This is a genomic window from Mycobacterium lentiflavum, assembly GCF_022374895.2.
In the GTDB taxonomy this organism is placed as follows: domain Bacteria; phylum Actinomycetota; class Actinomycetes; order Mycobacteriales; family Mycobacteriaceae; genus Mycobacterium; species Mycobacterium lentiflavum.
Genome location: NZ_CP092424.2, coordinates 84,045 through 106,279, shown reverse-complemented (window position 1 = coordinate 106,279; position 22,235 = coordinate 84,045). Strand labels below are relative to the sequence as shown.

Here is a 22,235-nt window from a genome sequence, read left to right as displayed (position 1 = left end):
TAGTGCAGGCGTGAGCGTCGCGACTGTGGTGTTGCTCAGCTTCATCGCCGGTGTGGTCGTGTCGGTGGTAACGGCACCGGTCGGAGTGTCGGGCGCGGTGTTTCTACTGCCCGTACAGCTTTCTGTGCTGGAAGTACCCAATCCCGCGGTAACGCCCACCAACCTGCTGTTCAACGTCGTCTCCATTCCGGGCGCGTTGGCTCGCTACCGTCAGCGTGCACCGCTTCGCAGCCCGTTGACGAGAGTGCTGCTCGCCGGAACCTTGCCGGGCGTGGTCGCCGGGGCGGTCATACGGGTGCTCATCATTCCGGGGCCGCAGATGTTCCGGTTGTTCGTGGCAACCCTGTTGCTGCCATTGGGGCTCTGGCTTTGCCTGCGTACATACCGCAGGGCATCTCGGCCCACTCCGGCTCCGCCGTCCAACCGCTTCATCGTCGCGATCGCGCTCGCCGCGGGGGTCGTCGGCGGCATCTACGGCATCGGTGGGGGGTCGCTACTGAGCCCGATCCTGGTCGGTCGCGGTGTCCCGGTGAACACGGTGGCCCCGGCTGCGCTCACCTCTACATTCGTCACGTCAGTCGCCGGAGCGATCACCTACCTGTTGCTGGCAATCTTTACCGCGGGCCACGACATCGCGCCGGACTGGACAATCGGGATTGTGTGTGGCCTCGGCGGCTTGTGCGGCGGCTACTTAGGCGCGCACCTACAACCGTTCCTACGTGAAAGTGCGCTCCGGCTCGTCTTGGGCGTGCTCGCCATCGCCACCGCCCTCATATACGTCACGCAGGCATTAAGCTAGCCGCCTGCTTCCGCTGCGCCAGAGCAGCTTTCGACGTTTCGAGTGCTTTGGGCCGCCTGATCGAATCGTCCGCATGGTGGACATGCTTGGCGCGTGACTGGGCTCGGTGGGGTTCTTGGATTGCGGCCAGCGGCTTGGTCGACGAAGGCGGCGACCGACTGGTCGGGCGTCAATTGATCTTTCGACTGTCAGGAGAATTGGACCTAGACACGTGCAGCGCGTCGAGAATGTGTTGCGCAGTGGGCAAGTCGAGTCGGCACGCATCACCGGTGGCCGCCCTGGCCGCTGGGCGCATCACGTCGACGCCGTCGATGAGCACCGTCGGTGAGGGGTAGGGGCCGATCCGGTCGATGATTGGCTCGTCGATGCCGAGGCTGCTCAGGCAGTCGGCGAGAATCTTTCTGGCGCTCTCGGCATGGGGACATCCGGGCGAGGTGAGCAGCTCGATACGCATGACAGTCACTTTCGGTTGGCTGCCGTCATCGGCCAGGGGTCAGTTCAGGTGGTTCTGGATACAGAATATGCTGTATCTTATCGGCATGGAGACTCTGGTCCACACCGATGCTCTTACCCGCTTCGGCTACGCCCTGTCCGACGCGACCCGGACACAGATCCTGCTCAACCTGCGGACGGCACCCCGGTATCCATCGGAGTTGGCCGACGACATCGGTGTCTCCCGCCAAATCGTGTCCAATCACCTCGCCTGCCTGCGGGGCTGCGGCCTCGTCGTCGCCGTGCCCGAGGGGCGCCGGGCACGTTATGAATTGGCCGATCCGCGCATCGGCCATGCCCTCGATGACCTTCTCGGGTTGGTACTGGCCGTCGATCCCAATTGCTGCGCCAAGCACGGGTGCACGCCCTGATGGCCTCCGAACTCGGCTTCCCCGGACTTCGGCCGACGCTGACCGCGGAACGTCGCCGACTCCTGTCGCGCAGGATTCAGTTCTTCGTCGCCGCCACCATCACCTACAACGTCCTCGAAGCCGTCATCGCGCTCACCGAAGGTGCACGGGTGTCGTCTAGCGCGTTGATCGGCTTCGGCTTGGACTCTGTCATCGAGGTGTCGTCCGCGGCGGCGGTCGCCTGGCAGTTCGCCGGGAAGGACCCCGAATCCCGCGAAAGGGTCGCACTGCGGATCATTGCGTTCTCCTTCTTCGGTCTGGCCCTTTACGTCACCATCGACGCCGCCAGGTCACTGCTGGGGATCGGCGAAGCGCAGCACTCCGCGGTCGGGATCACCCTGGCCGCGGTCAGCCTGGCTGTCATGCCCACCCTGTCGTGGGCGCAGCGCCGCGCCGGACGAGAACTCGGGTCGCTCTCCGCTGTCGCCGACTCGAAGCAAACCCTGCTGTGCACCTACCTATCCGCAGTCCTACTGGTCGGGCTTCTTCTCAACGGCATCTTCGGCTGGTCCTGGGCCGACCCCATCGCCGCACTGGTCATCGCCGTCATCGCCACCAAAGAAGGCATCAACGCCTGGAAAGGCGAAACCTGCTGCCCAGCACCCGTCAATGCGAAGGTCGCTGCCTCCCAACATGCTTGCGAGTGTTGCGGAGACTGAGCGCGGACGCGTGGTCGACGGACAGCAGCAGGGGGCAATGGGTCCGATACACCTGTGAGCGCACAGCGCGATCGGTGACAGGCGGCGGCCGGTCATGGTGTCCTCATGGCCGTCGCAGATTTCCTGGTATCTGAGGCGAAGTAGCGTCGCAGTGCTAGCGAGACGTAAACCAGGGCGACAAGGACTGGTACTTCGATGAGCGGGCCGACCACCCCGGCGAGAGCTTGCCCGGAGGTAGCTCCATAAGTCGCGATGGCGACTGCGATCGCGAGTTCAAAGTTGTTGCCAGCAGCGGTAAAAGCCAGTGTGGTTGTGCGTTGATAGCCCAGTCTGAGTGTCGCGCCCAACAGGTATCCGCCGCCCCACATGATGGCGAAATAGGCCAGCAGCGGCAGCGCGATTCTGGCGACATCGAATGGCCGGTTGGTGATTTGGTCGCCTTGTAAGGCGAAGAGGATCACGATGGTGAAGAGCAATCCGTACAGCGCCCAAGGACCAACCACGGGTAGAAACTTGCTCTCGTACCAGGTTCGGCCCCGGGCCTTTTCTCCGAAGCGCCGCGACAGATACCCGGCCAGCAGGGGGATTCCCAGAAATATCAGCACCGACTTGGCGATCTGCCACGGCGAGGTGCTGATTGCACTCTGTGGCAGGCCCAGCCAACCCGGCAGCACTGACAGATAGAACCAACCCAGCACCGCGAACATCGCGACTTGGAATACCGAGTTCAACGCAACCAGGACGGCGGCGGCTTCGCGGTCACCGCAGGCGAGGTCGTTCCAGATGATAACCATCGCAATGCATCTCGCTAGACCGACGATGATCAGCCCGGTCCGGTATTCGGGCAGATCGGGTAGCAGCAGCCAGGCCAGCGCGAACATCACGGCGGGACCGAGTATCCAGTTCAACACCAGGGAGCTGAGCAGTAGCCGCCGATCGCCCGTCACCGAGTCCAGTCGGTCGTAGCGGACTTTGGCCAGTACCGGATACATCATGACCAACAGGCCAAGTGCGATGGGCAGGGAGATGCCATCGACCTGCACGCGCTCGAGCGCGGTATTGAGGCCGGGTATTTGCCGGCCTAGCAGCAGGCCCGCGGCCATCGCGATGCCAATCCAGACGGGCAGGAATCTATCGAGCAGCGAAAGCTTTTCGACAACGGCGGGGTGGGCGTCTGGCTGGGTGGCGGTCATGCCGATGCCTCCGCGGTGGAAGCGTCGACTGCTCTGAGTACTGTCGACAAGGTCGCTAACGCCTCTGGCACTACCGAGTAGTACACCCAGGAGGCGCGGCGCTGGGAGGTCAATAAGCCCGCGTCCTTGAGGACCTTGAGGTGATGCGAGATGGTCGGTTGGGTGACATCGAAGCCTTCGGAAATGTCGCAAACGCATGCCTCGCCGCCCGCGCGGCTGGCCACCATGCTGAATAGTCGCAGTCGGACCGGATCTGCCAACGCCTTGAGCTTGGCGGCGATGTCGGTGGCCGCCTCCGCCGAGAGGGGTTCAACAACAACAGGTGCGTATGCGCACGGGGACACGTCCGTGAGCGCCTGACTCGATTTAGACACTCATCAATATTGATATATATCGATATCAAATGCAACCTCGGCCGGTGGATCATTGCGCGGCGGACCTGTTGGGGTCGCGGGCGCGCCGTCTCACTTGGTGTGTGCAATCGTCGACAGGTGCAGCGGGTCGTTGGCTGGAGGCCGGGCGGGAACGCTGGTCACGCTGATGACGACTGCCGCAGCACCGAAGGCGCCGAGTGCCAGGAACATCGGGGCGTATCCGCCGAGCTCGCTGGCTAGGGCGGAACCGATCCACGGGCTGATCGCGGTGGCCACGGTGATGGGTGCGGACAGCAGCCCGTTGAGGTGTCCGTAATGGGCCGGACCCCAACGTTCGGTGATGGCGGTCGCTTGCAGGAGTGTCATGATGCCGCGGGCGAAGCCAGCGAGAACCGCCACGATGATCAGCGCTGCCACCGAACGGAAAACTCCGAGCAGCGCGGTTGTCGACGCCACGCCGGCGAGAATCACCGCGATGCGTGCTCGTACCCCGACGCGGGCGACCAGCGTCCGGTAGCCCAGTCGGCCGAGGACTTGGCCGATGCCACCCATGCTGAGCGCAGCAGCTGCCCCTCGCGCGTCGATGCCACGCTCACCCATCAACGGCACCAGATTGACGATGACCGCATAGGAGGCGCAGGCACCCAACGTGAGCGCGACCGCCAGGGCAAAAAACGAGCGGCTCTGCGCAATTCGGCTAGGCGGGTCGGTGATGTGTACACCGGACGGGGGAGGCCATGGCTGGCGCAGGCCAAAGAAGTGCGCCGGGATGGTGACGATTGCCAACAGTCCTGCAAGCACGAGATAGGTTGTGCGCCAATCGAACCGCGCGGCCAGGGTGGCAGTGAGCGGCGCAAACACGGTGCTCGACAGTCCAGCGGCAAGCGTGAGAATGGTCAAGGCGCCCATGTGGCGTGCGCCGAACCAGCGCGTCAGCGCCGCGAATGCGGGCGGATACAGGACTGCGCCCATAGCCAATCCCGCTGCAACCCACGCGGCCACAAACCACGCAAACGTCGGGGCCAGCGCAACACCCCCAACGGCCAATGGGCCGATCACCGCGCCGACCGTCATGACGCCATGCGGGCCGTGTCGATCCAACCACCGGCCCACCATGATGCCCACCAGCGCCGAGGTGACTAACGCGCCGGAAAAAGCGGCGGTAACGGCTGGCCGTGACCATCCAGTTTGGTCAGCGATCCGCACCGACAACACCGAAAAGGCGTAGTACAAGACGCCCCAGCTCGTTATCTGCGTCAGGCACAGTGTGACGAGCGCCCAACGCAGTCCGCGTTCACTCGGTCCCATGGACTGCGCTCCTCTTTGGCTGGCCATAGCGCCGTGCGCCGACGGGGCCGCCACGGCCTGACCACGCCGGGTCGATTCGACGGTGTTCGACGGTTGCGCATCGGCACTGATGGATACGCAACCGTTCGAGCGCGCAATCTATTTGATCAGCAGCACGATGTCGCGCGGGTGGTGGCCGAGTCCGCCGCGTCGGAGGCCGCACCGGCGCAGCAGACGCCACCTTCGGCGGTGCCGCCTTCCGCATGCTGGGGACTGGTCCCGAAGGTGTCGGAATCGGTCAACACCGTGTAGACCTCCCACTTCTCCCCGCCCGGTCCGGTCACCCAGACCTTGTCTTGGGTGGCAAAGCAGCACGTCGTTCCGATCTCCTCGTCGGTGAACATGCCCTCGCCCTGCAAGCGGGCAATCTCCTGATGCACCGTCTCGCTTGACTGAACTTCCACCCCCAGGTGGTTGAGCGTGCCGCCCTTGCCGGGATTCTCCAACAGCACCAGCTTGAGCGGGGGTTCGGCGACGGCGAAATTGGCGTAGCCGGGCTTGCGTTTGGCCGGCTCGGTGTTGAACAGCGTGGAGTAGAACGTGATGGCCTCCTCGAGGTTGTCGACGTTGAGGGCAAGTTGGACACGGGACATCAGAACAGACCTCCATACCTGTAAGACATATATCGAAATAGTCGGACACCCTGAGCATGCCCACCTTTGTGATATATGTCAAACCACTGTGGCAGAATGGTTGAGTGCCGAGAACACTGCCCGTGGTCGATATCAGCGCGCCGGCATGCTGCCCACCGCTGGCCGCGGGGCCCATGAGCGATGACGACGCCCTGCGGGTTGCTCTACGCCTCAAGGCGCTGGCCGACCCCGCGCGAGTCAAGATCATGTCGTTGTTGTTCAACTCATCTGCCGGCGAGGAGAACACCGGCGAGCTCGCTGCGGTGTTGGGGCTTTCGGAGTCGACCGTCAGTCACCACCTGGGTCAACTTCGCAAGGCGGGACTGATTGAATCGGATCGCCGAGGCATGAGTGTCTATCACCGCCCCCATCGGGATGCCCTGCTCGCCTTGTGTGCGGTGCTCGATCCCAACTGCTGCAGCTGATTTCGCACCGTTCGTCTTGCGGCGCGACATCTAACAAGAAAATGCCGGGTTAGCCGCGTGGCTCGCTGAACGACCACCGTCCTGCCGGTGAACGACAACCGACGCGACCAACCATTCTCGGGTCAGGACTTGACCCGGCATAGATAGCTCAGTACTAATTGAGTCAATGAATATTGAGTTATCTGCGGATGCGGCGCGGCGGGTGCAGGTCCATGCGGCCCTGGCTGATCCTGGTCGGCTGGTGATCGTCGACCGGTTGATGCTCGCCGATGCCTCGCCGTCGGAGCTGCAAGCCGCGCTGTCGATGTCGTCAAGTTTGATCGCCCACCACCTGGGGGTCCTCGAAGGAGCGGGCATCGTGCGCCGCGTCCGTTCCGAAGGAGATCGCCGGCGTAGCTATCTGCAGTTGATCCCCGCCTCGCTAAATCTGCTGGTGCCCTCGAAGGCAGCAGATGCAGCCCGGGTGGTGTTTGTGTGCACCCAGAATTCGGCGCGCAGCCAGTTGGCGGTCGCGGTGTGGAATCGACGCAGCGCGCTACCGGCGACCTCGGCCGGGACGCATCCCGCCGCTGCAGTACACCCGAAAGCCCTGGCCGCAGCAGCGCGCCGCAAGCTGCCCATGAAGCCAGACGCCCCGCGCCACCTCGACGATGTGGTCAAGCCGACTGACGTGGTCATCGCCGTCTGCGACAACGCCCACGAAGAACTACCCCCCGACGGCAAGCGCCTGCACTGGTCGATCCCTGACCCCGTGCGCAGCGGCCGCGCCGGCGACTTCGACCGCGTCCTCGATGAGTTGACCATACGCATCGATCACCTGGCCCCCACCCTGCACGACCCCCACTAGCAACCGCACGCCACACCAGCTCTGTCCCAACCTCATTCGCGTACGGCTCCCTGCACCCACGACCGGAGGTACCAACGATGCGGACTCCATTCAGGCTGACTGCGGTGGCCCTGAGCGTGCTGACGGTCACGGCGCTGACGTCTTCGGCATGCGCCAAGGATAAGGTCGCTCCCAGCTACGCCACCGCGGTGAAAGTGCAATGCGGCGGCAAGCAGACGTTGAAGGCCAGTGGCTCGAGCGCCCAGGCCAATGCCATGACCCGATTCATCAAAGCCTACGAAAAGGCTTGCCCCGGGCAGACACTGGCCTACACCTCCAACGGCTCAGGTGCCGGGGTGCGTGAATTCTTGTCCGGCCAAACCGATCTGGGTGGTTCTGACTCCCCGCTGGCCGGAGACGAGTACGCCACGGCCAAGCAGCGGTGCGGCTCGGATGCCTGGAATCTGCCGGTGGTGTTCGGCCCCTTGGCGATCACATACAACCTCAACGTGGTGGACAGGCTCGTGCTGGACGCCCCGACCGTGGCCAAAATCTTCAACGGCCAGATCACCCGCTGGGACGACCCGGCGATCAAGGCGCTCAACGGCGAGGAGATGCCGCCCGAACCCATCCACGTGGTGTACCGCAGCGACGCCTCGGGCACCACCGACAATTTCCAGCGCTACCTCGACGCCGCCGCGGGCGCTGCCTGGGGCAAGGGCACCGGCAAGGTCTTCAACGGCGGGGTGGGCCAGGGCGCCCCGGGCAACGAGGGCACCTCAGCCATGGTCAAAGACACCGAGGGCGCGGTCAGCTATAACGAGTATTCGTTCGCCCAAGCCCAGCGGCTGTTCGGCGCCAGGATCGTGACCTCGGCCGGTCCGGACCCAGTCGCCATCAACAACGACACCGTCGCTAAGGCGATCGCCGGCACCACCATCACAGGCCAAGGCAACGACCTGGTACTGAACATGTCGGCGGTCTACAAGCCCACCCAGCCCGGCATCTACCCGATCATGCTGGCCACCTACGAACTGGTCTGCTCGAAATACGCTGACCCACAAACGGCCCCGGCAGTACGAGCGTTCCTGCAGTCCACCCTCGGGCCCGGCCAGGCCGACCTCGACGACTACGGATACTTCCCGTTGCCCAACCAGTTCCAGTCCAAAGTGCTCAGCGCCGTCAACGCCATCAGCTAAACCGCCACCCTCACCCCAGATCCAGTGGCGCAGCGCCGCACCACCAACGCAACACCCAGACCACATCAGGAGCCAACCCCCGCATGACAGCTCGCCATATCGTCGCTATCGGCGGCAGCGATGCCGGCATCAGCGCGGCACTACGCGCCCGTGAACTCGACCCCACCACCGAGGTCACCGTGGTCGTGGCCGACGCCTACCCCAACTTCTCCATCTGCGGCATCCCCTATTACGTATCCGGGGAAGTCACCCACTGGACCAACCTCGCCCATCGCAGCGCAGCCGACCTGGCCGCCACCGGCATGCGGGTGCTCACCGACACCCGCGCCACCGCCATCAATGTCGCACAACACACCCTCGACATCCTCGACTCGACCGGCACCCCGCAGCAGCTGTCCTACGACGCGCTGATCGTGGGCACCGGCGCCCTCAGCACCCGCCCACCCATCACCGGTCTTGCCGGCCCCGGCGCACTCGGCCCGGCCGACGGGGTGCACCTGCTGCACTCCATGGGCGACACCTTCGCCGTCATGAACTCCCTGCAACACCGCGACCCCGCCACCGCGATCATCGTCGGTGCCGGCTACATCGGCCTGGAAATGGCCGAAGCCCTCACCACCCGCGGCATCCAGGTCACCCAGATCGAAGCGCTGCCCGAGGTGCTGCCGACCGTCGACCCCGAGTTGGGCGCCCTCGTGCATACCGAACTCCAACGCAACGGTGTCGAGGTCCTCACCAGCACCGCCGTTTCCGCCATCACCCGCACCGACACCGGCGCCCTGACTGTCACCGCCACCCACGGCACCGAAACCATCTCGCGGACTGTTGATTTCGTCCTCGTCGTCGTGGGAGTGCGGCCCGACACCGAACTCGCCGCCGATGCCGGTGCCGAACTCGGCGTCAAGGGCGCCATCGTGGTCGACGATACGATGCGCACCAACCTGCCCGATGTCTTCGCCGCCGGTGACTGCGTGCACACCCACCACCGATTGCTTGGGATCACCTGGATACCTTTGGGCACCACCGCCCACAAGCAAGGCCGCGTGGCCGGCGAAAACGCGCTCGGCGGACACGCCCACTTCGCGGGCAGCCTGGGCACCCAGGTCGTCAAGGTCTTCGACCTCGTCGCCGCCCGCACCGGCCTGCGTGAACACGAAGCCGTGGCCGCCGACAAGGGCTGGACTCCCGTCACCAGCCAATCGAGTCCCGACGACCATAAGGCGTACTATCCGGGCGCCACCCCCATCCACATCCGCATCACCGGCGACCACCACAGCGGGCAGCTTCTCGGCGCCCAGCTGGTCGGGCACCGCAGCGCCGAAATCGCCAAACGCGTCGACACCTACGCCACCGCGCTCTTTCACGACATGACCGTCGAGCATCTCAGTGAGCTTGACCTGTCCTACACCCCACCGCTCGGATCACCCTGGGACGCCACCCAAATGGCGGCTCAAACATGGGTGCTCCGACATCAACCCGCCGCCCAAATTCAGCGCGATGCCCTCACAGTGGAGGATCGATGATCACCAAAACCTTCGTTCGCGCAAGCGCCTTGCTGCTCGTCGGCGCACTCGCCGGCTGCGGAAGCACCAGCAATGTCGGGCAAAACAGCACCCAGGCCGTGCAAGCCGGCCAAATCTGCGGTCAAAGCTCCGCGGGCAAGCCCGGCTACCCCCGTCCCATCAACAAACTCGACGGCGGCGCCAACACGCTGTCGGGCGCCGGATCCACCTTTGTGGCGCCCGTGATGTCAATTTGGACAAAGGACTACAGCACCTCCGACGGCGTACAGGTCGCCTACCAGTCCATCGGATCCGGCGGAGGAGTACAGCAGATCAGCGCGGCGACAGTCGATTTCGGCGCATCCGACACCCCGATGAAAGACAGCGAACTCGCCCTAGCGAAAGGGGGACCGATCCTGCACATCCCGCTGGTGCTCGGCGCGGTCGTCCCGGCATACAACATCAAGGGCATCGACAGCGGTGTGAAGTTCGACGGCGAGACCCTGGGCAAGATCTACGCCGGCAAGATCACCAAATGGAACGACGACGCCCTCAAGACCCTCAACCCTGGAACCAATCTGCCCGACGAGCCGATCGCGGTGGCGCACCGCTCCGACGGGTCGGGCACCACGGCGGTCTGGACTGACTACCTGACCAAGGAAAGCCCCACGTGGGCAGACACTTTGGGTGGACCGGCTAAGAGCTTCGGCAAGGAGGTCGCCTGGCCCGTGGGCATCGGCGGTAAGGGCAACGAAGGCGTGTCAGGCGTGGTCAATCAGACCGAGGGCGGCCTCGGCTACGTCGAGCTGGCCTACGCCATCCAGCAAAACCTCAAATACGGCCAGGTGAAAAACAAGGCCGGCAACTTCATCCAGGCCTGCACCGCCACCATCACCAAGGGCACCGACGGCATCACCTACCCCGACGATCTGCGCGTCAGTCTTACTGACGGCACCGACCCGAACGCCTACCCGATCACGGGAACCACTTATGGGTTGGTCTATGCCAACCAGACCGATGCCGCCAAAGGCAAAGCACTGGTCAACTTCTTCGCCTGGGTGTTATCCAGTGGCCAAGATGAAGTAGCCGCCGTCAACTACGCCCCGCTCGGAAAAGACTTGCAGCAGAAGGCCGCTGGCCAGCTCAAGAAGATCACCATTGCGGGTGCACCGGTAGGCTAGTAATGCGAGCGCGCACCACCGACAACGGTGCGGCGGTGGCCATGCCCCGGGCCTTCTCGCCGGGCGCTCCGGTCAAACGCCCATTCCATTTCTTTGCTCGACATCGCGGCGATGCGATGTTTCGATCGCTGACGGCCTGCGCCGCCGTCTTTATCGTGCTCACGCTCGCGGGCACCGCCCTCTACCTACTCCTTCGCGCGTGGCCGGCGCTGAGTCACTACGGTCTGGGGAGTTTTCTCACCTCAGACCGGTGGGCCCCCTCGGAGGCCACCGCCGCATCCACTCACCCCAACCCCTACGGCATCCTGCAGTTCATCATCGGAACGCTGATCACCTCAGCGATCGCGCTGCTCATCGCCGTCCCCATCTCCGTGGCACTAGCCCTCTACATCACCGATGTGGCGCCACAGCGACTGCGCCGAGCACTGTCATCACTGGTTGATCTGCTGGCGGCCATCCCCAGCGTCGTTTACGGCTTCTGGGGCGTGTTCGCGTTGCTACCCGCGATCACCCCCCTCGGTAACGCTCTGACGCGGCTATCGGTGATCCCGCTGCTCGGCGGCGTGTTCCGCGGACCGTTTTTCGGCTACTCGGTGTTCTCGGCCAGCGTGGTGCTGGCGATCATGGTGCTACCGATCGTGACCGCCATCTGCCGCGAGGTCTTCGCCACCGCCCCAGCGGCCGAAAAAGAAGCCGCGCTCGCACTCGGGGCCACCCGCTGGGAAATGCTGAGACTCGCAGTCCTACCGAGATCACGCGCCGGCATCACCGGCGCCGCCATCCTGGGCCTGGGCCGCGCGTTCGGTGAGACCATCGCGGTGACGATGTTGATCGGTAACAACGTTTTATCGATCGCCACAAGCATCTTCTCGCAAGGCGCCACCATGCCCAGCGTCATCGCCAACGAATTCACCGAAGCCAACCAGCCCTACCATCTCGATGCGCTGTTCGTCGTCGCGGCCGCGCTGCTCGTTGTTTCATTGCTGGTCAACGTCATTGGCAAGCGGGTCGTCAGCCGCGCAGGGGAACACATCGCATGACGCTTGCGACACGAGCACGCAGTATCAACACCACGTCCATCAGGCAGCGGCGCAAACTCACCAACTCGGCCATGACCGGCGTCCTGACGGCCACCATGGCTGCCACCATCGCCGTACTGGTGTGGGTGCTGGGCTATGTCGCCGCCGAGGGCCTGAAATTTCTGGGCCCCGAATTCCTCACTCAGACACCGCCAGGCAATCCCGCTCAGCCCGGCGGCGGATTCGCCAACGGCATTATCGGCAGCCTGATCATCGTGGGCATCGCCACCGCCCTGTCCATTCCCGTGGGCGTCGCCGCTGCCATCTACTTCGTCGAATACGGCGGTCGGCTCGCGCGATTTGCCCGCTTCGTCACCGACGTGATGGTCGGCATCCCCACCATCGTCACCGGCGCATTCATTTACGCAATCTGGGTGGTGCACTTCGGATTCTCCGGCATCGCCGGCGGAATCGCCCTGGCGCTCATCATGCTTCCGCTGATCATCCGATCAGTCGAAGAAATGCTGCGCCTGGTCCCGAACGAACTACGCGAAGCGTCACTTGCACTCGGGGTCACCCGAGCCCGCACCGTCATCTCGGTGGTCTTGCCCACAGCCAGCGCGGGAATCATCACCGGCATCATGCTCGCCGTCGCCCGGGCTATGGGAGAAACCGCGCCGCTGTTGCTCACCGCGCTAGGCAATGACCTGTTCACCGAACTCAACCCCGACAAACGTATGTCCACGCTGTCACTGCAGATCTTCGGCAACGCCATCACCGGTTTCAAAGCCGCGCAGGCCCGGGCCTGGGCCGGTGCACTGACACTCATCGTGATGGTCCTACTATTCACCCTGTCAGCCAGGCTGATGGCACGGCGTTCAGCAATCAGCCAAAGACACTAAAGCGTTTGCCCCCCAACGATTCCAGCTGTCGCGACCACGACCAGTTCGCCGGCATGCTGGGCGGAATCGGTGAACCCGCATTTTGACGGGGCTGCCTGGAACTATGCACACTCCAGTGATTGCGCGCACTGACTAGATAGATCGGGAAATCAACAGCATGATCAGCACCCGCTGTGCAACTGGCCTCTTCGGCGCGACATGAACGTCGTTGAGCTGGCCCACCGCGACGCACTGGCCGCGTTGTGTGCGGTCTTAGATCCCACCGGCTGCAGCGGCTGATGATTGATCCCTCGCTGCCGCGGGTCAGCATGACCGAACTACGCCGCCATTTCGGCCGGATCATCGGTGAAGTGGCCCAGGGACAGACCTTTGTCATCACCCGGCGCGGGCGCGAAGTCGCGGTGCTCGCCCCGGCCGAGGAGTACCGCCGCATGAGTGCACGCGGGTGAGCCTGGATCGTGACGGCGATGCTGACTGTTTTAGGTGAACCACGCGTCGGCGTGCGCGGTGGCGGCCAGCGTTGAGGCTTTCGATGCGAGCCTGGTTCCGATCTTCTCGGCGGCTCGCTGTGCGAGATCGCCCGGCCACTGATCAGGGTCGCGAAGGATCTCGCGGGCCAGCTCAAAGCTGAGCGCACCGAGTTTGATATCGCTGGCCCACCCGCCCAGAGGGAGTAGTGAGCGACTGTGTTTGAGCTGCTTGGCTTTCACCGTGGTGCGCGACCCGACCGTGCGCAGCAATGGCCGCATGTCACCCAATCCGGGTTGCAGTAACGACTCGAAGCCCGTTTCCAGCCGCCGATCGGCCCACTCGATGGTCGCTTCGGTCCCCACCACGTGGATCAGCCAGAGCAGCCGCGGGCTCACCTCGACTTGTTTGAGCCGCAGCGGCTCGGCAAAGACGAGTTCGCGGGCCACCGAAGACTTCGTGAACCATCCAAGCGAATATCTCACTGCGGCATAGTGTTTAGGCGAGAGTGCTGATACCACCTCGTTGAGACGTGGTGTCACATCAAGTACGGCTTGCGGACGTGCGATGCTCAACACCGAAAATACCCAGTGCCGTCGATCCAGGTCGGACTCGCACGACGAGAGCGACTGCTGCCACCACTGTGCGTCCTTGGTGTGCGATCGCGCGTCATGTTCCCATAAGGCCGCGCTCGCCAGCGTCGGTTCATCGGCTCCTGCGCGATCGGCCAACCTTTGCAGGTCCAGGTCGGCGGGAACGGTAGCGATCGCTTGTCGCAATACCCAGCCGTCACCCCAGGTCTGCGCGATTCTCTTCAGCCGGTTAAACCAGTCGGTGGCGGTGGCGTCGGAGAGTGGTTTCTCCGACAGGTAGTTCGATAACTCGGTAATCTCGCCGAGCAACGCATCACCGGTGTGGCCTCGCTGCCGAATCCGTGTTCGGCGTGCCCGCTGCTGTGCGGCGTCGGTGTGTGGTCGCAGTTGTGCTTTGGCCGCGCACTGCACCAAAGGCGCGACTGAGGTCAGCGGACTCGGGGTGATGGCATCTGCGGCGCCGTCGTTGATGTCGGTCTTGCAGAGCGAGATGATCTCGCCGTGACGTCCGTTGTAGCCCCCTTGGTGTAGCAGCGTGGCCAGCCACACCGTCTCAGGGCTCAGCGCTATCAATGTCGCTGCGAGCGTGTCGTTTTCCGGATCGCTCAGTTCCCGGAGAACGCCCAACTCGGCGGCGGTCTGTAACCACGCAAGCGTGGGCGCGGTCTGCGCCCACCACCACTGATGAAGGTCGTCGGTGGTGCCGTGTCGGCGCAGCAGCGCGGCGATGGCCGATCTCATCTCCAGCGATGCCTCCTGGCCAAGGCGTGCTTTGAGGTGTCGCACGGCCTGGGATTGTCCGGCTCGTTCGGAGAACTGTAGGTGCGGGCCGTTCGCATCGAGCAGGCCATCTGCGGCCAGGATCACCCCGGGGCCCTCCAACACGAAATTCACCACTTCTTGCATCGGTTCATCGGCTTGCCCGACGTAGGTTCGGTCATCGAGGAACTGCGCGGCCATCGAACGCAGCATGGGATGCAGCGCGAGATCGCCTGTCGCTGTGCTTAACTGGCGCAAGTTCTGGCGGATCCCACGCACTTCGACCTTGGAGAACATCCCCACGAAAAACCGGCAGACGTTGGACCAGTAGGGGCGTTGCAGCAGCGCATCCAGGCAGTCGTCGCGCGAATTACCGACCCCCTTCGGAGGGGCGTTCTGGAAAATGTAGAGCGCAGTGAAGTATTCGCGCAGCGACTGAACCTCGAACTGGAAGCGATCGGTTTCTCGTTCGACCAGACACAGCACTCGAGTGGAGATGGCCGAGAACAGTCGGTCGGCGAACTGCTGGCCGTACTCTTGGCCTTCAAGATGCTCGCGCAGCACCGTGCGGAGCTCGCTGCGTGAGATCGAGCCCGCGCCGGTGCCCTCTTCGGCCCTGGTCTGCAGATACCAGCCCAGGTAGGCATGGACACTGACGATGGTGTCGCGCTGATCAGCGAGCAAGGGTTCCTTCTCGGCTGTCTGCTCGCGATCCAGGAAGGTCTTCAGATACTCCGCGTAAAGCTCCGTGCGCTGCTGGGGAAGCAACTGGCGGCGATGCAGAAGGTGCAAAAGGATGGCCAGTTGCATTGGGTAGGAGGCCAATTCGCGGATGTGCGGTACATGCTGGTTGTCCATGAAGGTCGCCTGCAGTTTGTCGGTGGCCTCCTCATTCAGTCCGGCGACGGCCGACCACTTCCTCAGGTACTGAATACGCAGACCCTGGGAGAGCCGCTGCAAAGTGAACCGCGGGAAGTCGCGCGAGGACCACAGCCGCGACGTGGTCGCCCCCGGCCGCGTGGCGACAATGACGACCAGATCACGCGCGTCAACTTTCTGGCGCGCGTACATCTCGACGATCTGGTCGCCGACGTGCAAGCGTTGGTCGATGTTGGCGACCTCGTCGAGTCCGTCGAGGGCGATCAGCACGGGCTCGGTCGACACCAAGGTGGCCAGATCCTCCAGGGAGAACTCGTGCCCGCCGCTGCCCTTCTTCACCTCGGCCACGATGTATTGCTCGATGCTGCGCCAGGCTGGGCTGGCCGCGGGTTTGCCTTTCTTGTTCTTGGCGACGGGCGCCTTGGCGATCGCCCATTGGGCGTAGCGTCGCAGATCCAGTCGGATTGCCACCCGGGGCGTGCGTGTCACCTGCGCGAGCTGCTGGTCATCGCCGGCGTAGGAGCTCTTGTTCAGCATGCGAGATCGATGGAATTGGCAGACGTACTGCAGCAACGTGGACTTTCCTTGGCCAGGCCCGCCGACCAGCAGCGCGTTGCCGCGCCAGTCGGGATGCAGCAGCGCCTGAGCAGCTCCGGCCACAACCTTCCCGCCGGCCCCCGCTAGTGCCTCCGCGTCGCCGGGATGCTCAGCGGCGATTCGCTCGATGACCTCGGCGATGGCCGTGTCCGGTGAACAGGCGAACGGAACGTCGACGAACATTGCATCAACACTGGGACCGTGCAGGTCGACCTGCTCAAACAGCACCCGGTCGTCGATCTCGTACTGGTTGCCGACGTAGAGTCGAACGGTCGAAGTGATGCGGTCCTTGCGTCCTTGGTGTTCCTCATGCCGGCGCTTCATCGTGACCAAGGTCTCAGCGTCGTAGGCGTCGCCGTCGTGGGCGTCGATCAAGCTGTGATGCGTCGGACACAACAACATCAAGTTCTCGTACTTATCGATGTCAGCGCGGGGATAATCGGGGTCATAGCGTGGGCCCCCAGAGCTCCCGGACCGGATATGTGCCTCCTCGCCGACGACGACCGCGAACCCGTCACCGGTTCGCGCGTCCACTTCATCGGCCGTTAATGACTGCCAGCACGTCGCGAACGAGCACAGGTTGTGGGCACGACCCCACAGCAGCTTGCGCGCCTGTGCGCTGATCGTCACGAGACCTCGCTGTCGGCATCGAACGGAAAACCGCTCTTATCCTCTCAGAAGCCTCGACACACTCCGACCAGATCACCACCGCGCGTCGCGTCGCTGACCTCGCGTTCCGCCGCGCCGGTCACTGTGGCCATCGCTGAGAAGAGCAAGTTCCCAGCGCACCAAATCGATGGCGGTGATCACCGCCGGATCGTCGGGATCCAGACCTTCTTCGCGCAATGCGATGCGTTCGATGTCGTCCATATGGGTATGGACGGTCATCCACCCAATCCGGTTCCAGCGATATTGGCTACCGTGACCGTGGTGGAGGCCATGCGCTGGCTGTCGTCGGTCTGTCGCACCGTTCAGGTAGTCTGAGCGACAGTGCCACCCACCAAGGTGGCGACAGGTGAATAAAAACAACAACACACAGATCACCGTTTTCTACGGAGACCAGCCCGCCCACGCCCATGAGCGTCGAGCTATCAACGTGGTGCGGAACGAACTTGCTCGCCGCAACATGCCGGCCACCCTGCTCGTCAACTTCGCGGTCGCTCGCGGAGCCCGCCAGATTGATCTGCTGATCGTCTCCGACCAGCGGTGCATGAATGTCGAACTCAAGCACGTCGACCCCACCTTGCCGCTGATTGCCACTCCCAACGGCCCGTGGCGCCAGCGCCTCCCTGAGGGCGCAGAGCGCATGGTGGCCGATCACGGCTACTACGAGCAGGCTCTCCAGGAAACCTACGGTGTCGCCGACGTCCTGGCTGATCTCAACCGCAAAGGCGTGGTCCCCGGTCCAACTGGTAAAGGTTTCGCCAGGCACATCGACACCGTGGTGTGCTGCGACCCGCACATTCCCGCGGGCTCGACGCTGAACCGACACGCCTACGTCAGCGTCGTCGGACTCGATACCCTCGTCGACCGACTCGCCCAGCCCGGGCCGGGACTCCCACACTGGGACCGCCGACACTGGGACGAGGTAATCCGCCATCTCGGCCTCTACCCCGAGGGCGAGGACACGACGGAGGCGTTGCGTCGCCGCGCCGACGCTGCAGCTGTCGAGGACTACCGGCGCAGGTTCCGGGAGTTCACCGCAGCGAACCTTCCACCGCTCGTTGCGGCCGCCGCGCTAATCGACTCAGCGCCAGTCACTGTGAACGCCGACACCATGGCGGATCACCTTGTCGGCCGGCAGCACCGGATCCAGCTGGCAGCCGAAAGCGGCCAGGGCAAAACGCATCTGGCCAAACACGCCGCGCTGACTCTGACCGATCGCGGCCAGATGGTGGTCTGGATCGATGCCGACGATTACAGGAAAGGCCACCTCATCCAGTCGTTACGTCGCGCGGTCAGCCCGTTCAGCACACACGAGGCCCACTCACTGCTGGCGAAAGCCGCTGAAGGCGGATCCGGGATCACCTTCGTCATCGACGCATTGGAGAAATGCCCCCACCGTGAAAAGCTGCTCGAACAGCTCCACGCGCTCCAAAACCAATATCCCGCAGCGCTTTTGGTCACCACCACCAACGCTTCTATGCCCCAACTCGCCGCCACATGCAACGTGCATTTGCAGGCGCCGACCGGCGTCGAACGTGGGCGCATCGCCACCACCTATGGAACATCCGACCGCGTGGCCGAATCCGAGGAGTACAGGACCCGCTACGACATCACCCTGGCGGCACAAGTCATCGCAGATCTGCCCGCTGGCCGGGACAGCAACACCGAGGTCCTCGATGACTACATCCGTCGGCGCACCCCCAGCGAAGCCGTCCGAGCCGGGCTGCGATGCCTTGCCCAGGCCATGAACGCCGGCGTGCGCACCGCACTTCCGATCGCGGAGGTGATGACCACGCTGCGCCGCTGCGAAGCACTCGCCACCACCCCGTCGGCAATCGACGACACCCTGGCTTCGCCGCTGATCCGGGTCTACCAAGCTCGGCTGCGCTTTGACCATGAGAAGCTGGCGCGCTTCCTCACCGCCGAGCATCTGGTGTTGACCGCCCACGACGGCGCCGAGCTGGCCCAGCTGCTCACCCAGCCGGCGCACCGGGATCTTCGCGACCACGCACTCATGCTGGAGAGCGACCCCGTCCGCCGCTACGACACCATCCGCCAGCTCGCCGACCCCACGCTGATCGCCTCCGCCGCAATGGGATCGTTCGGAATCCCCACCGCCAAGCAGGCCCAGGCAGACATCACCGAATTGCTCGTCCAGGCGGCCGCTGCCGCACCACATTCCACGTTCACGGCCAAAGATCCGCAAGCCGCATCGCTCGATGGCACCTGGCATCACCTGCGGCAATGGACGCCGATCGAGGAGTCGTTGCTGCTCGCCGCGGGACGGTGTGCCTACCACGGCATGTTTCTGCCCGAGATCGGCGCATTGATGGACGCGACCGACACCGTGATGCGCACTGCGATGCGCGACCTTCACGGGGCGGGCAGCCGGATGGCGATCAGCACCGTCGTTGCATGTACGTTCGGCCCGTTCGGTCAGAAGAGCACCCCCGCGGCCGGACTGGTGACTCAGGGCGCCCAAGACGCCCGTAATTTCGGCGACCGCGCGGCCACGACCATACCTACTGCCACCCCGACGTGGACACCCAACCCGCGATGCCTCGGCCGGCTCTATTTGGCAGCACTGCTCAGTCATCCGATCCGCCACGACATCGACGCGCAGCATCTGCCTGACCTCGTCAAGACCGGCCTGGCGGTCGGCGGCTATCACCTTCGGCTGAAGTTATTGGAGTCTGCCATGTACGGCAGTAGTGTGCTGAAATCCGATACGCGCCAACGCATGGTCGACGTGCTGAGCGGCTACGACAACGACCTAGGCGACTGGGGTACCAGCTCGACGCTAATCGACGCACTCGCCAGCTACGACCAGATCACCCCCGTGACGTCGCTGGAAGGAATCCAACGCGAGATCGCCGACGCTCTAAGCGACGTCGACCATCCCGATCACCAGACACTGGCCCAGGGAATCGTGGCCAGCATGTTCGAAGACGAACGCGTGCTCGGCCCCTACAGCGAAGCTATTGACTCATTGCCCGACAACCAGCGGCTGACCCTGTACGCGATGTCGGTGATGCCCTCCGACTGCAGCTTCGGAACCCCTTGGGCGGTAAAACAACTCGCCGAGGGCGCCGACGGCGCCGACGACCTCGTAGTACGCGCATTGGCTCGTTACGCCGGACCACTACCTCGCGAGACCTTCAGTCACTCCGAGGCGGTGGCTGCACACCTCAATGGTCTATCCGGCTGGGCCAAGATTTCCGCCACGTTGCCACCTGTAGACGAATCGGCCGACGAGGTCGCAGTCGCATGGAGACTGGTCGATGAACTGTTACTGCACCTGTTCCGTGGCGACATGGTCGAACAGGCAGCAGGTATCTGGCACCGGCTCTCACACGAAACGCCCGGCTCGACCGTCACCATCCTCCGCGACCTCTATCGCGCTAACAGCGAACTGCTCAGCGGCGACCAGAATTCCACGGTCAATCCGCACCGCGCGCTGGTGGCCGCCTATCCCGACCAGATTCGCGAACTGCTGCAGTGGGCCCTGACCCACCGCGACGACCTACCAGGAGGGCGAGAGAAGTGGCATCCCATGGGCGGCACCAGCGGTTACGCCGTGCGGATGCTCGGAGTGGTGGGTACGACCACCACCGCAGACCTGTTGCGCCACCACTACGTTCACGACCCAGAACTTGGCCGCGACGCTATCGAGGCCGTCCACGCGATCGATGCGCGCACTCAACAGTGAGGACCTGTGGCCGTCTAAGCAACTGTGCGGCAAGCGATTACAGTCGTTGGTTGCCGATCATCAGAAAGGTGGCTCATCGGTGGTCGTCCACGGATTGATTGTCGGCGGGACTGCTGCCGCCGGCAGGGGCAGGTTGGCGACGACGTAGAGGTTAAGGATGTCGTCGCGGTCGATGAACATGAGTTGGCTGCGTTTGGATGCGTCCAGCGCGTTACCGATCCAGGCGCGTGCGGCTTTGGTGATCTCGCCACCAGCGACGATGAACGCGTGGTCGACCAGAACTCGCTTGTTGTGTTCGGGATCAAAGATCTCGTGGGCCAGCATCATCAGCACCTGGTTGTGGATCTCGGCGATATTGGCGTTGCCGGTCTTTGTGACACCCGAAGCATCGAGTTTGCCTTTCTTGGCTTGGATGCCGAAGTAGAGCTGGTGCTGGGTGGGCAAGGTGTACCGCATCCAAATGTCTTTGCCGTATTCGAGTGCCTTGTCCTTGTGGCCGGCGGCAGTGATGCGATGAAATCCCAACTGCCGGAACAGCGGCAGCAGCACCTCTTCGATCAGTTGGTCCTCGCTGCAGGTGTCGAGGTAGGCGGCCAGATTGGTACGCCGCTCGGTTTCGGCCGGGGTTAGGGGGCGGTGCGGGTTGACCTGCAGCACTGTGACTGTGTCGCTGCCAAGATGACGCAAATAGCAGTGCCGGTCCTCGCCGTAGAACGCCTCGAACCCTTCGCGGGTGAGCACGCTGTTGAGTTGGGCAAGGGCGCCCGGTCGTTCGGCGCCTTCGTTGAGGGCCTCGCGCGGGTCCATCAGGTGATCGATGAGACGACAGAACACTTCCGGTGGATGTGGGGGACCTTCGTGGGGTTCGTTGAGCATCGACTCGAGGACATCGGCGACCCACCAGTTGCGGGTGGTCTTACCGTCGTGAGTCCACTCGGTGTCCATGTCGGCGAAGAATTCGGTGATGTAGTAACTCGACCGATAGGGGAAGTACTTGGGCTGCTCGTCTGGGCCGGGCACATCGGCGCCGGTGTTGCCGCAGATGAGGTCGGCCAGATCGAGCGTATTGCGGCGTTTGAATTTCAACGAGATTCCCTGCTGTGACGGTGGTTGTGATCGCGCTGGTGCGACCTCGACGATGCCGAGGTGGTGAATCTGGCCGTCCGGGGTGGCCAGAACGGCCCTCCAAATCGTATGCACTTCATGGACACATATTCGCGTTATCTTGACTGTCGCATTGCTCAGCTTCGGACCTCACGAGATCATCGCCGACGAATTCGCCGACCTCCCCGGCGCCGAGCAGGTCATCATCTTCGGATCCTGGGCAGCCCGCTACGCCGGCCAGCCCGGACCCCCGCCCGACGACATCGACGTTTTAGTCATCGGCGACGCCAGTCGGCAGCAGGTCTTCGACGCCGCCGATCGCGCCGAGCGCCGCCTTGGCAGGCCCGTCAATCCCGAGCAGACCAAACCCGCCCGATGGGAAGACCCACGTGACTCGAGCTTGCTGATCGAGGTCGAGCAACGCCCCTTCCTCACGGCGTACTCCCGGGCGAATCGATGAGCGGCGGGATCCAACGGGCGCGGCACCATCGCGTTGCCGC

20 protein-coding genes and 1 pseudogene are annotated in these 22,235 nt (G+C 63.8%); 13 read left to right on the top strand and 8 right to left on the bottom strand.

What is annotated here, in order from left to right; genetic code table 11:
- The first annotated feature begins 10 nt into the window (after positions 1 to 10).
- Complete coding sequence (locus tag MJO58_RS27970; RefSeq protein ID WP_198049009.1) at positions 11 to 799, top strand: sulfite exporter TauE/SafE family protein; 789 nt, start codon at positions 11 to 13, stop codon at positions 797 to 799.
- Between the two features lie 169 nt (positions 800 to 968).
- Here the strand turns inward: MJO58_RS27970 and MJO58_RS27965 are convergent, their stop codons facing one another.
- Entirely contained in the window at positions 969 to 1,253 is a 285-nt protein-coding gene (locus tag MJO58_RS27965; RefSeq protein ID WP_036474263.1) for a hypothetical protein, read from the bottom strand.
- 85 nt (positions 1,254 to 1,338) lie between these two features.
- On the opposite strand from MJO58_RS27965, the gene MJO58_RS27960 reads away from it, so the two are divergent.
- Positions 1,339 to 1,662: an ArsR/SmtB family transcription factor gene (locus MJO58_RS27960; RefSeq protein ID WP_036474297.1), complete on the top strand. Its 324-nt coding sequence runs from the start codon at positions 1,339 to 1,341 to the stop codon at positions 1,660 to 1,662.
- Complete coding sequence (locus MJO58_RS27955) at positions 1,662 to 2,360, top strand: cation efflux transmembrane domain-containing protein (protein WP_036474299.1); 699 nt, start codon at positions 1,662 to 1,664, stop codon at positions 2,358 to 2,360. Before MJO58_RS27960 ends, MJO58_RS27955 begins: the two co-directional genes overlap by 1 nt.
- A gap of 134 nt (positions 2,361 to 2,494) precedes the next feature.
- Here the strand turns inward: MJO58_RS27955 and arsB are convergent.
- The 4 genes and pseudogenes from arsB to MJO58_RS27935 all read right to left on the bottom strand — a co-directional run.
- A pseudogene (arsB, locus tag MJO58_RS27950) lies at positions 2,495 to 3,553 on the bottom strand (ACR3 family arsenite efflux transporter); the annotation flags it as partial.
- Positions 3,550 to 3,927 (bottom strand): ArsR/SmtB family transcription factor, encoded by a 378-nt coding sequence (locus tag MJO58_RS27945; RefSeq protein WP_036474265.1) that lies wholly within the window; start codon positions 3,925 to 3,927, stop codon positions 3,550 to 3,552. The gene MJO58_RS27945 and the pseudogene arsB, both read right to left, overlap by 4 nt.
- Positions 3,928 to 4,017: 90 nt before the next feature.
- Positions 4,018 to 5,235: an MFS transporter gene (locus MJO58_RS27940; protein WP_232232273.1), complete on the bottom strand. Its 1,218-nt coding sequence runs from the start codon at positions 5,233 to 5,235 to the stop codon at positions 4,018 to 4,020.
- Between the two features lie 146 nt (positions 5,236 to 5,381).
- Complete coding sequence (locus tag MJO58_RS27935; protein ID WP_036474266.1) at positions 5,382 to 5,867, bottom strand: ArsI/CadI family heavy metal resistance metalloenzyme; 486 nt, start codon at positions 5,865 to 5,867, stop codon at positions 5,382 to 5,384.
- A 104-nt stretch (positions 5,868 to 5,971) separates the two neighbouring features.
- Between MJO58_RS27935 and MJO58_RS27930 the strand changes: the two genes are divergently transcribed.
- From MJO58_RS27930 to MJO58_RS27895, 8 genes are all read left to right on the top strand, one after another.
- The gene (locus MJO58_RS27930) at positions 5,972 to 6,331 is read left to right on the top strand and encodes an Rv2640c family ArsR-like transcriptional regulator (protein ID WP_036474271.1); all 360 of its coding nucleotides are present in this window, start codon (positions 5,972 to 5,974) and stop codon (positions 6,329 to 6,331) included.
- Between the two features lie 166 nt (positions 6,332 to 6,497).
- The gene (locus MJO58_RS27925) at positions 6,498 to 7,178 is read left to right on the top strand and encodes an arsenate reductase/protein-tyrosine-phosphatase family protein (protein ID WP_036474273.1); all 681 of its coding nucleotides are present in this window, start codon (positions 6,498 to 6,500) and stop codon (positions 7,176 to 7,178) included.
- Between the two features lie 77 nt (positions 7,179 to 7,255).
- Positions 7,256 to 8,356: a phosphate ABC transporter substrate-binding protein PstS gene (pstS, locus tag MJO58_RS27920; RefSeq protein WP_036474275.1), complete on the top strand. Its 1,101-nt coding sequence runs from the start codon at positions 7,256 to 7,258 to the stop codon at positions 8,354 to 8,356.
- A gap of 83 nt (positions 8,357 to 8,439) precedes the next feature.
- Positions 8,440 to 9,879, top strand: coding sequence for an FAD-dependent oxidoreductase (locus MJO58_RS27915; RefSeq protein WP_061559527.1), 1,440 nt, complete (start codon positions 8,440 to 8,442; stop codon positions 9,877 to 9,879).
- Positions 9,876 to 11,039, top strand: coding sequence for a phosphate ABC transporter substrate-binding protein PstS (gene pstS / locus MJO58_RS27910; RefSeq protein ID WP_036474279.1), 1,164 nt, complete (start codon positions 9,876 to 9,878; stop codon positions 11,037 to 11,039). Before MJO58_RS27915 ends, pstS (MJO58_RS27910) begins: the two co-directional genes overlap by 4 nt.
- Positions 11,040 to 11,041: 2 nt before the next feature.
- A complete protein-coding gene (gene pstC / locus MJO58_RS27905; RefSeq protein ID WP_051641740.1) occupies positions 11,042 to 12,079 on the top strand; it encodes a phosphate ABC transporter permease subunit PstC in 1,038 nt (345 codons plus the stop codon).
- Entirely contained in the window at positions 12,076 to 12,960 is an 885-nt protein-coding gene (gene pstA, locus MJO58_RS27900; protein ID WP_051641741.1) for a phosphate ABC transporter permease PstA, read from the top strand. The genes pstC and pstA overlap by 4 nt, the downstream gene beginning before the upstream one ends.
- Before the next feature lie 278 nt (positions 12,961 to 13,238).
- Positions 13,239 to 13,409 (top strand): type II toxin-antitoxin system Phd/YefM family antitoxin, encoded by a 171-nt coding sequence (locus MJO58_RS27895; RefSeq protein ID WP_082811611.1) that lies wholly within the window; start codon positions 13,239 to 13,241, stop codon positions 13,407 to 13,409.
- A 30-nt stretch (positions 13,410 to 13,439) separates the two neighbouring features.
- On the opposite strand, the gene MJO58_RS27890 is transcribed toward MJO58_RS27895, so the two are convergent.
- Both MJO58_RS27890 and MJO58_RS27885 read right to left on the bottom strand, forming a co-directional pair.
- The gene (locus MJO58_RS27890) at positions 13,440 to 16,886 is read right to left on the bottom strand and encodes an HNH endonuclease (RefSeq protein WP_051641742.1); all 3,447 of its coding nucleotides are present in this window, start codon (positions 16,884 to 16,886) and stop codon (positions 13,440 to 13,442) included.
- A 72-nt stretch (positions 16,887 to 16,958) separates the two neighbouring features.
- A complete protein-coding gene (locus MJO58_RS27885; RefSeq protein ID WP_139043417.1) occupies positions 16,959 to 17,144 on the bottom strand; it encodes a hypothetical protein in 186 nt (61 codons plus the stop codon).
- A 127-nt stretch (positions 17,145 to 17,271) separates the two neighbouring features.
- On the opposite strand from MJO58_RS27885, the gene MJO58_RS27880 reads away from it, so the two are divergent.
- Positions 17,272 to 20,631, top strand: coding sequence for an NACHT domain-containing protein (locus MJO58_RS27880; protein ID WP_036474281.1), 3,360 nt, complete (start codon positions 17,272 to 17,274; stop codon positions 20,629 to 20,631).
- A gap of 60 nt (positions 20,632 to 20,691) precedes the next feature.
- Here the strand turns inward: MJO58_RS27880 and MJO58_RS27875 are convergent, their stop codons facing one another.
- Complete coding sequence (locus MJO58_RS27875; RefSeq protein WP_036474310.1) at positions 20,692 to 21,717, bottom strand: PDDEXK family nuclease; 1,026 nt, start codon at positions 21,715 to 21,717, stop codon at positions 20,692 to 20,694.
- 139 nt (positions 21,718 to 21,856) lie between these two features.
- Here MJO58_RS27875 and MJO58_RS27870 point away from each other — a divergent pair, with 139 nt between their 5' ends.
- Positions 21,857 to 22,195 carry a nucleotidyltransferase domain-containing protein gene (locus MJO58_RS27870; RefSeq protein ID WP_051641743.1) on the top strand — a complete coding sequence of 113 codons (339 nt, stop codon included), beginning with the start codon at positions 21,857 to 21,859 and terminating at the stop codon, positions 22,193 to 22,195.
- Positions 22,196 to 22,235 lie beyond the last annotated feature (40 nt).